The organism is Amycolatopsis sp. NPDC001319 (genome assembly GCF_042896185.1).
GTDB lineage: Bacteria > Actinomycetota > Actinomycetes > Mycobacteriales > Pseudonocardiaceae > Amycolatopsis.
The window spans coordinates 500,152-514,598 of the sequence record NZ_JBIAWY010000004.1 but is presented as its reverse complement, the minus strand read 5'-3'; the positions used below and the strand labels follow the sequence as shown (position 1 = coordinate 514,598).

At 70.9% G+C, this 14,447-nt stretch carries 12 protein-coding genes; 8 read left to right on the top strand and 4 right to left on the bottom strand.

Annotation, left to right across the window (positions count from 1 at the left end):
• Nucleotides 1–193 precede the first annotated feature (193 nt).
• Together ACFY1H_RS17430 and ACFY1H_RS17425 are read left to right on the top strand one after the other, a co-directional pair.
• Nucleotides 194–2,962, top strand: coding sequence for a BTAD domain-containing putative transcriptional regulator (locus ACFY1H_RS17430; RefSeq protein WP_386947438.1), 2,769 nt, complete (start codon nt 194–196; stop codon nt 2,960–2,962).
• A 128-nt stretch (nt 2,963–3,090) separates the two neighbouring features.
• On the top strand, nt 3,091–4,260 hold the full coding sequence (locus tag ACFY1H_RS17425; RefSeq protein WP_386947436.1) for a serine hydrolase domain-containing protein: 1,170 nt from the start codon (nt 3,091–3,093) through the stop codon (nt 4,258–4,260).
• On the opposite strand, the gene gcvH is transcribed toward ACFY1H_RS17425, so the two are convergent.
• Nucleotides 4,236–4,616: a glycine cleavage system protein GcvH gene (gene gcvH, locus ACFY1H_RS17420; protein WP_386947434.1), complete on the bottom strand. Its 381-nt coding sequence runs from the start codon at nt 4,614–4,616 to the stop codon at nt 4,236–4,238. The two genes, ACFY1H_RS17425 and gcvH, sit on opposite strands and share 25 nt — an antisense overlap.
• Nucleotides 4,617–4,901: 285 nt before the next feature.
• On the opposite strand from gcvH, the gene ACFY1H_RS17415 reads away from it, so the two are divergent.
• The 5 genes from ACFY1H_RS17415 to ACFY1H_RS17395 all read left to right on the top strand — a co-directional run bounded on the left by ACFY1H_RS17415 (nt 4,902) and on the right by ACFY1H_RS17395 (nt 9,685).
• Nucleotides 4,902–5,588, top strand: coding sequence for a response regulator transcription factor (locus tag ACFY1H_RS17415; protein WP_386947432.1), 687 nt, complete (start codon nt 4,902–4,904; stop codon nt 5,586–5,588).
• Between the two features lie 39 nt (nt 5,589–5,627).
• A complete protein-coding gene (locus ACFY1H_RS17410; RefSeq protein ID WP_386947430.1) occupies nt 5,628–7,040 on the top strand; it encodes a M20/M25/M40 family metallo-hydrolase in 1,413 nt (470 codons plus the stop codon).
• Nucleotides 7,041–7,169: 129 nt separating this feature from the next.
• On the top strand, nt 7,170–7,823 hold the full coding sequence (locus ACFY1H_RS17405; protein WP_386947428.1) for a LuxR C-terminal-related transcriptional regulator: 654 nt from the start codon (nt 7,170–7,172) through the stop codon (nt 7,821–7,823).
• Between the two features lie 37 nt (nt 7,824–7,860).
• On the top strand, nt 7,861–8,457 hold the full coding sequence (locus ACFY1H_RS17400; RefSeq protein ID WP_386947426.1) for a TetR/AcrR family transcriptional regulator: 597 nt from the start codon (nt 7,861–7,863) through the stop codon (nt 8,455–8,457).
• A gap of 55 nt (nt 8,458–8,512) precedes the next feature.
• Nucleotides 8,513–9,685, top strand: a complete 1,173-nt coding sequence (locus tag ACFY1H_RS17395) for a Glu/Leu/Phe/Val dehydrogenase dimerization domain-containing protein (RefSeq protein WP_386947424.1) — start codon at nt 8,513–8,515, stop codon at nt 9,683–9,685.
• Nucleotides 9,686–9,692: 7 nt separating this feature from the next.
• On the opposite strand, the gene ACFY1H_RS17390 is transcribed toward ACFY1H_RS17395, so the two are convergent.
• Entirely contained in the window at nt 9,693–10,916 is a 1,224-nt protein-coding gene (locus tag ACFY1H_RS17390; RefSeq protein WP_386947422.1) for a PQQ-binding-like beta-propeller repeat protein, read from the bottom strand.
• 134 nt (nt 10,917–11,050) lie between these two features.
• Here ACFY1H_RS17390 and ACFY1H_RS17385 point away from each other — a divergent pair, with 134 nt between their 5' ends.
• Nucleotides 11,051–11,347 carry a hypothetical protein gene (locus ACFY1H_RS17385; protein WP_366587393.1) on the top strand — a complete coding sequence of 99 codons (297 nt, stop codon included), beginning with the start codon at nt 11,051–11,053 and terminating at the stop codon, nt 11,345–11,347.
• 88 nt (nt 11,348–11,435) lie between these two features.
• Here the strand turns inward: ACFY1H_RS17385 and ACFY1H_RS17380 are convergent, their stop codons facing one another.
• Nucleotides 11,436–12,497: a lactonase family protein gene (locus ACFY1H_RS17380; protein WP_386947420.1), complete on the bottom strand. Its 1,062-nt coding sequence runs from the start codon at nt 12,495–12,497 to the stop codon at nt 11,436–11,438.
• 163 nt (nt 12,498–12,660) lie between these two features.
• Complete coding sequence (gene gcl, locus ACFY1H_RS17375) at nt 12,661–14,430, bottom strand: glyoxylate carboligase (RefSeq protein WP_386947418.1); 1,770 nt, start codon at nt 14,428–14,430, stop codon at nt 12,661–12,663.
• Between the last annotated feature and the right edge of the window lie 17 nt (nt 14,431–14,447).

Here is a 14,447-nt window from a genome sequence, read left to right as displayed (position 1 = left end):
GTAGCCGCCGCGACCGAATCCGGGCGGCACGACGCGGCGCATTCCTTAATCGAATGATAAGGATTCCGGATCCGAATTCGTCGACGGCGCGGAACTAGAATGCGGGACGCGGTTACCTGTCGGGTGAGACATTCGACGACCGTGCTTAAGATGTGGCGAATGTTCGCGCGGAGCGGGTCAGAGGTGGTCTCAGATGTCTCTCGGCTTCCGGCTCCTGGGCAACGTCGAGGTGGTCCGGGGCGAGGAGCCCCAGCCGATCGGCCCGGCCGGGCCGCGCGCCATCCTGGTGTCGCTGCTGCTCGAAGCCGGGCAGCCGGTCTCGCTCGACGACCTCGTGGTCCGCGTGTGGGGCGACGAAGCACCCGGCAGCGCGCGGGGCATGGTGCACAGCTACTTCACCCGGCTGCGCACGGCGCTGGCGGGTGAGCACCGGATCGTGCGCCGGGGCCACGGGTACGTGCTCGACGTCGAGCCCGGCCAGGTCGACGTACATCGCTTCCGGCGGCTGAGCGGCCTCGCCCGGCGTTCGGAGGACGCCGAGGAGCAGGTCGGGTTCTACGACGAAGCGCTGGAGCTGTGGCGGGGCGAACCGTTCGCGGGGCTGGACAGCCCGTGGCTGCGGGAGTTCCGCACCGCGCTGCTGGCCGAGCGCGACGAAGTGCTCCTGGCCAGAACGGACCTGCAGCTTGAGCTCGGTCGCCACGCGCAGGTGCTGCCGACGCTCACCAGCCGGGCCGAGCACCACCCGTACGACGAACGTCTGGCCGGGCAGCTGATGGTCGCGCTGCACCGAACCGGCCGCCAGGCCGACGCGTTGCGGCACTTCCAGAAGGTGAAGACGCTGCTGGCCGAGGAGCTCGGGGTGGATCCCGGCCCCGCGCTGAGGGCCGTGTACCAGGCGATCCTGCGGGACGAGACCACTGTGGACGATCAACCCGCGCGGTCCGGCCCGGCCGACGACGATCCCGGCCTGCCACCGCCGGTTCCGCGGCAGCTGCCGGCGCCGCCGCGCGCGTTCACCGGGCGCGACCGGGAGCTCTCGGCGCTGGCGGACGCTCCGGTGTCGGTGATCGTCGGCCCCGGCGGGGTCGGCAAGACCTGTCTCGCGCTGCGCTGGGCGCACGACCACGCCGGCCGCTACCCCGACGGGCAGCTGTTCGTCGATCTGCGGGGGTTCGCGCCGTCCGGGGACCGGGTGCCGCCGGAGACCGCCGTGCGCGCGTTCCTCTCCGCGCTCGGCGTGAAGCCGGCGGCCGTCCCGCAGGACCTCGCCGCGATGAGCGGTCTCTACCGCAGCCTGGTGGCGGACAAACGCCTGCTGGTGGTCATCGACAACGCGCTCGACGCCGACCAGGTCACCCCGCTGTTGCCGGGTACCTCGCAGTGCCCGGTCGTGGTCACGAGCCGCAACCGGCTGACCACTTTGGTCTCGAGCCACCACGCCGACCTCATCTCCCTCGACGTCCTCGACGGCGCCGCCGCCCGGCAGCTGCTCGTCTCGCGGCTGGGCCCTTCGCGCACGGCAGCGGAGCCCGCGGCCGTCACCCGGCTTGCCGACGCGTGTGGGGGCCTGCCGCTGGCCCTGAGCATCGTCGTCGGCCGGGCGCAGGAGCACCCCGAGTTCGCGCTCACCGCGCTGGCCGACGAGCTCGCCGACTCCGGCTCCACCCTCAACGCGCTGGAGATCGGCACCGACCTCAGCATCCGGGCCGTGCTGCGGACGTCACTGGCGGCGTTGGCGGGCGAGCCCGCGGAGCTGTTCACGCTGCTCGGTCTCGTGCCCGGCCCGGACATCTCGCTCGACGCCGCGGCGTCACTCGCGGGCAAGACCTACGCGGCGACGCGGACCGCGTTGCGAGTTCTCGAACGCGCTTCGTTGGTCCAGCAACACGAGCCGGGCCGCTTCCGCCTTCACGACCTGGTGCGTGCGTACGCGCGAGAACTCGCACAACTTTCGCGCGACAACGAACAAATCACGTCCGCACTCCACCGTTTGACGTGCTTTTACCTCCACACCCTGGTTCACGCGGTCACTCTCGCCGACGCCGGACGCCCACCCATCACCCCGGTGCCGCTCCCCGCGGGGTGCACGCCCGTGCCGCTGCGCGACAGCACCGAAGCCAAGCGGTGGGTGAACACGGAGGCCGAGAACATCGGCGCCGTCCGGTCGGTGGCGAAAGAGCGCGAGTGGCACAAGATCGTGTGGCAGCTGGCGTGGGGCAGCAGCTCGCTCTACGCCACCCAGGGCGACGCGCACCACGCCATCGGGGTCTGGCGCGACGGGCTGGCCGCCGCGCAGATCCTCGGGGAACGCAGCTCCGAATGTCTGGCCCGCCGCGTGATCGCCCAAGCCCTCACCCGCACCGGCCGCCACGAGGAAGCCGTCCAGCACGTGGAGGTGGCGCTGACCATCGCCGAGGAGCTCGGCGACGTGTCGCAGCGGGTGCTCAGCCTCAACGCGTGGTCCGAGATCTCCGTACGGGCGCAGCGGATCGCCGAGGCCGTCGAGCTGAGCACCGACGCGTGGCAGCTGGCCGCCGGGCTGCCCCCGGCGATCCGGGCATGGGTCGGCAACCACCTCGCGTGGGCGTTGCAGCTGGAGCGCCAGTACGAGAGGGCGCTGGAGATCTCGGAACAGGCTCTCGCGCTGGCCGACGAGGCCCGCATGAACAACATACGTCCGGCCCTTTTGGACACTCTCGGCACCATCCACCTCGGCCTCGGGAATCTCGACCGGGCCATCGCCTACCTCGAAGAGGCGCTGGCGCTGTTCGGGGACGAGATGTTCTCCATCCCGGACACCCTGCTCACGCTCGGCGCCGCCTACGAGAAGCTGGGCCGCCACGACCTCGCCTTGAAGAGCCTGCGCCAGGCGGTGGATCTCTACCACCAGCAACATCGCGAGCACGACGGACGGCAAGCCCGGCGTGCACTCGACGACCTCCTGCGGGCGACCCCGTGATCGCGCGGGCGACGTTTCCCGCCTTTCCGGCCAACGCGGCCTTTTCCCGCCGCAGGGCCGGGGAGAATCGACCTCGCCGGGCCGCCACCAGCGCGTCCGGCGATCTCGCCTCGACCTAAGGAAAGCCGATGCCCCTCTCGTCCCCCGCACCCGTGCACGGTGAGACCGCCGAAGGTTTCGAGCCGGTGGCCCAGGCTTTCCGCGAGAACTTCGGTGAGCGCGACGAGCTGGGCGCGGCCGTCACCGTCGTGGTGCGCGGCCAGACCGTGGTCGACCTGTGGGGCGGTTGGGCGGACGAGGAGCGCCGGGTTCCGTGGCGACGCCCGACACTGACCAACCTGTGGTCTTCCACCAAGGGCCTCGTCGCGCTGTGCGCGATGCAGCTCGTGGAAAGCGGCGATCTCGACCTCGACGCGCCGGTCGCCCGCTACTGGCCCGAATTCGCCGCCGCGGGCAAGGCCGGCATCCCCGTCCGGTGGCTGCTTTCGCATCGCTCCGGTGTCACCGGGGTCGCGCCCGAGCACCCGCTGCAGATCGACGACCTGCTCGACTGGACGAAGATGACCCTGCTCCTGTCCGCACAGGAGCCGTTGTTCGAGCCCGGTTCGACCAGCGGGTACCACGCGCTGTCCTACGGTTTCCTCGTCGGCGAGGTGATCCGCCGGATCACCGGGCAGACCGTCGGCGAGTTCTTCCGCGCCAACGTCGCGCAACCGCTCAACGTGGACGTCCACATCGGAGTGAGCCGCGACGACCTCACCCGCTGCTCCACGATGGTCGAGCCGTCCGCCGGTCCGGAAAGGACAGTCGTGCCGGACCGTGCGACCCTGGCCGCGCTCGCCAACCCGCTTCCCCTGGGCCGCACGGCGAACCTCACCCGCTGGCGCGTCGCGGAGGTGCCTGCGGCCAACGGGCACGGCACCGCCCACGGCCTCGCCACGATCTACGGCGCCCTCGCCGACGGGTCGGAACGGCTGCTGCGCCAGGAAACGATCGAGCTCGCCCGCACCGGCCAGGGCCGCGGCCGCGACCTGGTCATGGGGCTGGACAACGAGTTCGGCCTCGGGTTCACCCTCGGCAGCGGCCAGCTCAGCTTCGGCCCCAACCCCCGCAGCTTCGGGCACGACGGGTTCGGCGGCTCGACCGGGTTCGCCGACCCGGAGAACGGCGTCGGCTTCGGGTACGTGATGAACCGGATGGGCGCCCACCCACGCGACGATCCGCGCAAGATGGCGCTGGTCGAGGCGACCTACGCCTGCCTCGCCCACGTGGCTCAGCCCTCGGTGGAGGTCCGGTAGTCCTGCGCGCCCAACAGTTTCGTCTCCCCGGGCCGCACGTCGACGGTGATGAGCCAGCCGTCGCCGTACGGGTCGTCGTTGACGACCTCCGGGCTGTCGGCGAGCAGGCCGTTGACCGCGGCGACCACTCCGGAAACCGGCGCGTAGACCTCGGCCACGCTCTTCGTCGACTCGACCTCGCCGAACGGCTCGCCCGCCACGATCTCGGCACCGACCGCCGGCAGGGACACGGAGATGATGTCGCCCAGCTCCTCCTGCGCGAAATCGCTGACGCCGATGCGCGCCGAGTTGCCCGGCAGCCGCCGCACCCACTGGTGCGTTGCGGTGTACTCGACCTCGGGGTCCACTTCGGCCATTTCGGTGCCACACCTTTCGCCGGCGGACGAGTTGCGGTTCACTGCTGTGCGCCGGATGAGCGTAGATCGTCCCCGGCCGTCGCGGCGGGGTCGTCGCATGAGTCTTTCCGAGGCTCGGCCGCCGAAAGACGAATGACACCGACCGTGCGCGGGTGATCGCCGCGCGCGATAAAGCTTTCGTCAATGCCGGGCCAACGCGCCCGGGGCATGCTGAAGGAGCACCAGGAGCACGCCCGAGTCCCCGCACCGGCTCCGGATGACGAAAACAGGCAAGGAAAGAGCACCATGGAACACGTTGCGGTCCGGCCCCGGCACCCCGTCCCGGGATCCCACCCCGTCGCGCTCCGGCCCCGGGTCGCCCAGCAGGTTTCGGTCCGGGTGGAAGCCACGGACACCCTCAGCGCCACCGGCCTGCGGCTGGTCCTCGAAAGCCACGCCGGCCTCGTGCGGGCGCGCCCGGGCTCGCGGCCCGACGTGCTCGTCTTCTCGACGCCGCACGTGAACACCGCCGCCGTGGCGCAGCTGCGGGCCCTGCAGTCTTCGGGTGTCCCGGTCGTCCTGCTCACCGCCGGCGTCGAGGAAGCCGCGCTGCTCACGCTCATCGAGCACGGGGTGGTGGCCATCGTGGACAGCAAGTCGGCCGACGGCGCCGAGCTCGCCGCCGCGGTGTCGGCCGCCGCGCACCAGCACAGCGTGATGCCGCAGGACCTGCTCGGCACGCTCATCGGCCTCGTGCGGCGGATGCAGCGCGAAACGCTCGGGCCTCTCGGTGTGAACAGCGCCGGCCTCACCGAGCGCGAGGTCGAGGTGCTGCGGCTCCTGGCCGACGGTGCGGAAACCGCCGAAATCGCCCGGAAGCTGACGTACTCGGAGAGCACGATCAAGCACGTCCTCCACAGCCTCACCACGCGCTACAAGCTCCGCAATCGGGTCCAGGCGGTCGCGTTCGCCCTGCGCGCGGGCGTGTTGTGATTCGATGATCGAGTAGTCACGAAGGAGCGGGGTGGGCTGGTGGAAATCGAACAGGTGCGACACCACGTCGAGACCGCGTGGGCGGAGCGGGTCCTGCCGAGCCTCGCGGAGTTCGTGGCGATCCCGGCCGTGTCCCCCGCGTACGACGCGCAGTGGCGCGAACGCGGGCACCTGCGCCGCGCGGTCGAGCACGTCCGCGGCTGGCTCGAGGCGAACGCGCCGGCGGGCAGCACCTTCGAGGTCGTGGAGCTCGACGACGTGCCGCCCTTGCTGTTCGCGGAAATACCTGCCACGCCGGGAGCGTCCGGCGAAGGCACGGCCCTGCTCTACGGGCACCTTGACAAGCAACCGCCGTTCGACGGCTGGTCCGAAGGACTCGGCCCGTGGCAGCCGGTGCTGCGGGGCGACCGGCTCTACGGCCGTGGCGCCGTCGATGACGGCTACGCCGCGTACGCGGCTCTCACCGCCGTCACCGCGGTCCGGGCCGCCGGTGGCGAGCACTGCCGCGTGGTTCTCGTGCTGGAGGCCGGCGAAGAGTCCGGCAGCCCCGGCCTGCCGGACTACCTCGGCCACCTGGCGGAGCGGCTCGGCCGGGTGAGCCTCGTGACCTGTTTGGACTCCGGCGGCGGTGACTTCGAACGGCTGTGGGTCACGCGGAGCCTGCGCGGGATCCTCCAGGCGACGCTCACCGTCGCCGTGCTCGAAGAAGCCGTGCACTCGGGGATCGCCAGCGGCGTCGTGCCCAGCTCGTTCCGCATTCTGCGGCTGCTGCTCGACCGGCTCGAAGATCCCGCCACCGGCCGGATCCTGCTGCCGGAGCTGAACGCGCCGATCCCGCCCGAACGCGTGGCGGACGCGCAGCGGCTGGCCGAACTGCGTCCACTGTCGACGCTGCACCCGCTTTCCCTGGTCCCCGGCGGGCGACCGGCCGCCGACGACGAGGCCGAACGCATCCTCAACAACACCTGGCGCCCGACCCTGTCGGTCACCGGCGCGGCGGGCCTCCCGGATGTCGCCGAAGCCGGTGCGGTCCTGCGGGCCTCGACGTCGCTGCGGCTCAGCTTCCGCCTGCCGCCCACCGTCAGCGCGGCCGACGCGGCGGCCGCGCTGGAGCGGGCGACCACGACCGACGTCCCCTACGGCGCTTCGGCGACGATCACCGACGTGATGGCCCAGGACGGCTGGTGCGCACCCGAGCCGCCGGCTTGGTTGTCCGCCGCGCTCGAATCCGGCGTTTTCGAGGCCCCGCACCAGTTCCTGGGCCTGGGCGGCGGGATCCCGTTCATGCAGATGCTCGGCCGGGCCTACCCGGACGCGGCCTTTCTCGTCACGGGCGCGGTCGGCGCCGAGTCGAACATGCACGTGCCCGACGAATGGCTCAACATCCCGTTCGCCCGTCAGATCACCGAAACCGTCGCCCACGTGCTGGCCGCCCACGCGCTCCAGCGCTGAGGAGACCCATTCGCCGTTTCGTGGTTCGGCCACCGGATTTCTCATGTGACCGAACTCTTGCGGAACCGGTTCCCGGCGAACTCGCTCAGTATCTTCGGTGGGACAACGGCACCGGAGGAAGGACTCGTCGTGACGTCCTGCTCACCCGTCGCGGCCAAGCCGCGCCGGTCGCTCACCGAGGTCGCGATCACGGTCTTCGGCCCCGACCCGCTGACGACGGAAAGCATCCGCAAGCTCCTGGGCGTCGAAACCCCGCGCACGGCGGGAGACGAGCCGCCGCCCGACGTCACCGTCGTCGTCGACGACCGCTTCTCCACGGCGACGATGCGCCGCGTCCAAGCCGCGGCCGTGCTCGCCGCCCCCATCGTCCTGCTGACCGCCGACGTGCGCGAGCACTCGCTGCTGTCCCTCGTCAGCCACGGCGTCGTCGCCGTCCTCGACCGCACCACCGCCACGGGCGCCGACCTCGCCGAGGCGGTGCTGTCGAGCGCCAACGGGTCCGCCGTGATGTCGCCCCGCCTGCTCGGCACCCTCGTCGCCCAGATCCGCGGCCTGCAACGCAACGTCCTGGAGCCCCTGGGCTACACCGGCCCCGGACTGTCCGCCCGCGAGGTCGAGATCCTCCGCATGCTCGCCGAGGGGGTCGAAACCCGGGAGATCGCCAAAACCCTCGTGTACTCCGAGAGCACGGTGAAGAAGGACCTGGCCTCGATCATCGGCCGCTTCAACCTCCGCAACCGCACGCAGGCGGTGGCCTTCGCTCTCCGCGCGGGCGTCCTGTGAGCCACTACTGATCGGTGGTTCAGGATAAGCTCGCCTCGTGAGCCGCAGCCGGAAAGACACCACCGTGCGCCGGGACGAGATCCTGCGCGCCACCGTCCGCCGCCTCGAGCAGGCCGGGATCCACGCCGTGCGGATGGCCGACGTTGCGGCCGACCTGTCGGTGAGCACGTCGCTGGTGCTCTACCACTTCAAGAACAAGGAAGCGCTGATCGCGGATGCGTTCACCTGGGCCGCGCAACGCGATCTCGAGAAGCTCGAACAGCTCACTGCGGGCGTGACGACGGCATCCGAACGGCTGCGCACCGCACTCGACTGGTACGCGCCGACCGGGCGGGCGAAGGGCTGGCGCCTGTGGATCGAGGGGTGGTCGGCGGCGCTGCGCGAACCCGAGCTCCGGCAGGTCGGCCGCGAGCTGGACCTGCGCTGGAAGGAAGCGCTGGTCACGATCATCCAGGACGGCGTCCACGCCGGCGAGTTCACCGCACCCGACCCGCGCGGCGCGGCCTGGCGGATCACCGCGTTCCTCGACGGGCTCGCCGTGCAGACCCTGGTGCACGGCGGGGTGCAGAACCGCGAGCGGATGCAGGAGTGGGCGCGCCGGCACGTCGCGCACGAGCTGGGCCTCGGCCGTTGACAACCATTCAGTCACTACTGCATGGTGATTCAGTAGTGAAACGAACGGGGCACACATGACAGCGCGGGAGCCGCACCTCTCGATCACCTGGACCGACACCGAGACGGGCCGCCGCGGGTTCGTGGTCATCGACCGACTGGTGCGTGGCGTCGCGAGCGGCGGGCTGCGCATGCGCGAAGGCTGCACGCTCGACGAAGTCCGCGGCCTGGCGGCGGGCATGACCCGCAAGGAAGCGTTGCACTACGAACCCGGCGCCCGCTACATCCCGCTCGGCGGCGCCAAGGGCGGCATCGACTGCAGCCCGCGCGATCCCGAGGCCCGCGGCGTCCTCACGCGGTTCCTGGCCGCGGTGCGCGCGATCGTCGAACGGCACTGGACCACCGGGGAGGACCTGGGCGTCCGGCAGGAGACGATCGACGAAGTCGTGGCTGAGCTCGGGATGGACAGTTCCGTGCAGGCCGTCTACCCCTTGCTGGACAACGCCGACGAGGCGCGTGCCCGGTTGGCCAAGGCGTTTTCGATCGACGTCGACGGCGTCGCGCTGCCTGAGCTCGTCGGCGGGCTCGGGGTCGCGCAGGCCGCGCTGACCGCGATGGACCACCTCGGTCTGCCGGCCGCGCCGCGCCGGGCCGTCGTGCAGGGCTTCGGTTCGATGGGCGGCGCGACCGCGCGTTACCTGGCCCGGGCCGGCGTCCTCGTCGTGGGGATCGCCGACGCCGACGGCGTCGTGGCGAATCCCGCCGGTCTCGACGTCGAACGTCTCCTGCTCACGCGCGATCCGTGGGGCGGCCTCGACCGCACGCAGCTTCGCCCGGCCGACCGCGAGCTCGCGCGAGGCGCCTGGCTCGACGTCGAATGTGACGTCCTCGTCCCGGCCGCGGTGTCCTACTGCCTCGACGAGACGAACCAGCACCGCGTCACCGCGCGGGTCGTCGTCGAAGCCGCCAACATGCCGACCACCGCCGAGGCCGAGGCCGCGCTCGCCGCCCGCGGCGTCACCGTGATCCCCGGCTTCGTGGCCAACTCGGCCACCAACGCCTGGTGGTGGTGGACCCTGTTCGGCGACCTCGACGCCGACGCGCAGGAGGCCGAGACCAAGGTCCGCGAGTCGATGGACCGCATCGTCACCGACCTGCTCGCCCAGGCCCACGCGGTCTCCCCCCGGGCGGGCGCGCAACAGGTCGTGGACCGCAAGCTGGCCGAGATCGAGCGGCGGTACCCGGCCTGAGCCACGGTCAGCCGACGGCGGTGACCAGTCCGTTGCGGCTGCCGATCACGAGCGCGCCGTCGCCGGTGAGGGCCGGGTAGCTGTCCACCTTGCCGCCGAGGTCGACGTCGAAGAGGCGGGTGCCGTCGGGGTTGAAGCCGTAGGCGTGGCCGTTTTCGCCGCCGAAGTAGAGGTGGTAGGAGCGGTCGACGACGGTGGAACTCCAGATCTGGGCGCCGATGGGGCCGTAGCGGGCGGCCTCGTGTCCGGTGTGGACGTCGAAGACGTGGACCTGTCCACTGTGGTCGGCCACGTAGGCCAGACCGGACGCGGTGACCACGGGTGAGGAGTACGTGATCACGCGCGGTGCCTGCCAGGCCGGTTTCCCGTCCGGGTGATAGGCACATTCGGCGCGGCCGTTGGTGCCCAGCAGCACGGTGCCGTCCGGACCGAGGCCTGCGGAGACCTCGGTCATGTCGTCGTGCGGGTCGGCGCGCCAGGCGATGCGGGCAGAGGTGCCCTGGTCGTCGAGGGCGATCAGCGACGAGTCGGCGGTGGTGTAGACGCGGCCGCGGCCGTCGGTGACCACCGAACCGTAGGAGGTCGTTCCGGTGTCGACGGTCCAGACGACGTGACCGGCCACGGTGTCCACTGCGGACACCGTGCCGTCGCCGGTTCCGACGTAGACCCGGGTGCCGTCGAAGGAAGCCGGAGAGGTCACCCGGGACGAGAACGCTCGCGTCCACAGTAGCCGGCCGGTCGGGGACAACGCGATCAGATCTTCGCCGCTGGGCAGGAGGATCGTGCCGTCGCGCAGCACCAGGGGTGAGATCGACAGGTCGCCGCCCACGGGGGTCTTCGTGTCGTAGGTCCATTTGTCGTGGCCGTCGGCCGGGTCGAGGGCGTGGAGTACGCCGCCGTTCGAAGCGATGAACACGGTGCCGTCCGCACCGACCACCGGGCCGGGGGTCGTGGCGCCTTCGAGGCGACGTTGCCAGCGGATGGTGCCGCGCGTCGGTCCCGACACAGCCGAGGCGCCCGAGTGCCGCGCGTCGTGCAACGCGGAAGGCCACGGCGTCCACGTCGCGACGCCGGCCGACGCCTGCGGAAACACGAGGGGAGGCGCAGCCGGAGCGGCCGGTGCAGCCCCGCAGGCAGCGAGCAGGAACGCACCGGCAGCAAGGGCACCACGTCGGAACATCACGTCCCCGAAGCTACAAGCGTCGAGACCACCCCAGGGCACCTCGGCCATTACGAAACCCTGACCGGCGCCGTCCTCGTCCTTCGCCGCCACTGGGCAGACCGGGCGTTAGCCGACGGTAAGGGATCTTCGCCGTGACGCGAGGCACACTACGAACAGTGGTCATCCAGCCGAGGAGCGTTGCCATGCAGAGGTCACCGGAATCCGCCCACACACCGCACCTGGGCCGTAAAGCGTGGGTCATCCCGGCCGCGGCGGCGGGGTTCGCCCTGTTCGTCGCGGCCGGCGCGCGGGTCGCCGCCGTCTTCGCCGAGTCCATGATGAGCGGTGTCGCCCTCATCGGCTCGTGGCTGATCCTCGCGCTGGGCCTGGCCTACGCGGGTACGCGGCTGCGCCCCGGGCTCGGGGCGGCGCTGTTCGTCGGGTTCGCTGTGGGGGTCCTCGCCGTCGCGTTCTTCGGCGGGATGCACATGCTCACCTGAGATCTTCACCGCCGTGAAGACGATCCCGCCCCGCAGACCACTGTGGACAGCCTGCCGCAGCGGCATCGGTTTCTCCGCAGTGTCTCGGTCAGCTCGCCGGCAGGGTGATGCTCGTCAGATCGGGCTGACGGCCGCCCGTGAGCACCGGCGGGCGCGGGGTGCCCACCGAACCGTCGGCGGCCAGCGGGTAGGTCGTGACACTGCCGTCGCCGTTGGTGTTGAAGTTCGCGTTGTACAGGCTGCGGCCGTTGTGGGACAGCGCGATGCCCTCGGCGCCGTTCCCGCCCGTCGCCACTGCCGGGCCGGCCTGTCGGAGACCGGCGGCCGTCACCGTGAACGTCGTGATGTGGCCAGGGCCGGTGCCGTTGGCGAAGTTGGCGACGTATGCGCGGTCACCCTTGGCGGTCAGGACGATGCCGCGGGGCTCGTCGGCGGGGTTGGGTACGGTGCTGACCAGCGCAGGCCGGGCACCCGCGCCCAGGGTGAGGTAGCTGATGCTGTCGGCCAGCGAGTTCGTGACGAGGACGTGCGCGCTGTCCGGAGTGATGGCGGCGAAGAAGGCGCCCTTTCCCGTGGCGACGGTCGTCACCCAGGCGAGGCTGCCGTCAGTGGCGACGGTGAACGTCGAAATGTCACCCGAAGCGCTGTTGGCGGTGACGAGGGTGCGGCCGTCGGGTGCGACCGCCAGTGCCGTCGTGCCGCGGCCGTGGGCGGGGATCGTTGCCACGCCCTGAGGCAGGCCGTCAGCCGAAATTCGGTAGTGCGAAACGGTTCCGTCTCCGCCGTTGCTGAAGTTGGCGGTGTAGAGATTCTTGCCGTCCGGGCTCAGCGCGATTCCCGACGGGGTCACGGGTTCGGGCGCCGGACCGTGCGCGGCGGGGAAGGCGGTCAGGCGCCCGTCGGCTTCGATCCGGAATGGAGTGACGTCCCGCGTGCCCCAGTTGCCGACGTAGAGCCATTTTCCGTCGTGCGAACGGATCGATGCCTGCGGGTGCGTGTCCCGTTTCCCCACCGGCAGCGAAATCGCCGGCGACTTCAGGGAACCGTCCTCGTTGAGCCCGAACTCGGCGATGGTGTCGGAGGCCAGTTGGTGACGTACACCGCGCGGGGACCCGGGGCCGCGGGCGCGGCGGGCTCGTCCGACGAACAAGCTGCGAGCCCGACCGCGACCACGGCCGCCAGAGCGCCGGCCACCACGCGTTTCACCATGGATGTTTCCTTCGTCTTGGCCGGGCTGGTCGAACCCAGGCTAATCGTCGACGAAGGCCGGACAGTAGTTTCCGATTCCTTACGGAACCTCCACTTCGGACGCGTCAGTGCGTGAGCGCGGTCGGCGCGTCCTCCGGACTTTCGGCCAGCGGCTCGAACTCGTTGACACCCGCGAGGTCCGCGCCCATCGAGATGTTCGTGACGCGCTCCAGGATCACCTCGACGATCACCGGCACGCGGTACTCGGCCGCCAGCTGCCGCCCCTTCTCGAGCCCCGCCCGCAGATCCTCGGGCCGGCGCACGCGGATGGCCTTGCAGCCCAGTCCCTCGGCGACCTTCACGTGGTCCACGCCGTAGCCGGCTGTCTCGGGCGAATTGACGTTCTCGAACCCCAGCTGCACGCAGTAGTCCATGTCGAACGCGCGCTGCGCCTGCCGGATCAGGCCGAGGTAGGAGTTGTTGACCAGCACGTGGACGTACGGGCGGTTGAACTGCGCACCGGCCGCCAGCTCCTCGATCATGAACTGGAAGTCGTAGTCCCCGCTGATCGCCACGACCTCGGCGTCCGGGTCGGCGGTGGCCACGCCGAGCGCCGCCGGGACCGTCCACCCGAGCGGCCCGGCCTGTCCACAGTTGATCCAGTGCCGCGGCCGGTACACGTGCAGGAACTGCGCCGCGGCGATCTGCGAAAGCCCGATCGCCGAGACGTACCGGGTGTCCTTTCCGAACACCTGGTTCATCTCTTCGTAGACGCGCTGCGGTTTGATCGGCACCTCGTCGAAGTGCGTCTTGCGTTCCATCGTGGACTTGCGGCGCGCGCAATCCGCCGCCCAGGCCGCACGATCCGGCAGAGTCCCGGCTTCGCTTCGCTTCCGGGCCGCCGCGACGAACTGCTCCAACGCGGCCTTCGCGTCGGACACGATCCCGTAGTGCGGCGCGAACACGCGGCCGATCTGCGTCGGCTCGATGTCGACGTGGATGAACGTCCGCTCGCCGCGGTAGACGTCGAGGTCACCGGTGTGCCGGTTGGCCCAGCGGTTGCCGATGCCCAGCACGCAGTCGGCTTCGAGCATGGTGGCGTTGGCGCCGCGGTGGCTCGTCTGGATCCCCGCCATGCCGGCCATCAGCGGGTGGTCATCGGGGATGGTGCCCCAGCCCATGAGCGTGGGGATCACGGGGATGCCGGTCAGCTCGGCGAACTCGACCAGCAGGTCGGCCGCGTCGGCGTTGATGATCCCGCCGCCGGCCACGATCACCGGCCGCTGCGCCGCGCCCAGCAGGTCCAACGCGCGATCGACCTGGGCGCGCGTCGCCGCCGGTTTCGCGACGGGCAGGGGTTCGTAGGAGTCGATGTCGAAGTCGATCTCGGCCAGCTGCACGTCGATCGGCAGGTCGATCAGCACCGGGCCGGGCCGGCCGGTGCGCATGAGCCAGAACGCCTTCTGGAACGTGCCGGGCACCTGCGCGGGCTCCATCACGGTCACGGCCCACTTGGTGACCGGCGCCGCGATCGCCGCGATGTCGACGGCTTGGAAGTCTTCCTTGTGCAGCTTGGCCACCGGCGCCTGGCCGGTGATGCACAGGATCGGGATCGAGTCCGCGCTGGCCGAGTACAGGCCGGTGATCATGTCGGTGCCCGCCGGGCCCGACGTGCCGATGCACACGCCGATGTTCCCCGGCCGCGTCCGCGTGTAACCCTCGGCCATGTGCGAGGCGCCTTCGACGTGGCGCGCCAGCGTGTGCGCGACGTTCCCGTCCCGGCGCAACGCGGCGTAGAACGGGTTGATGGCGGCGCCGGGCAACCCGAAGGCATTCGTGATGCCTTCGCGGCGCAGCACTGCGACGGCGGCGTCGGCTGCGGTCATTCTGGGCATGAGTCCACTCCTGACAA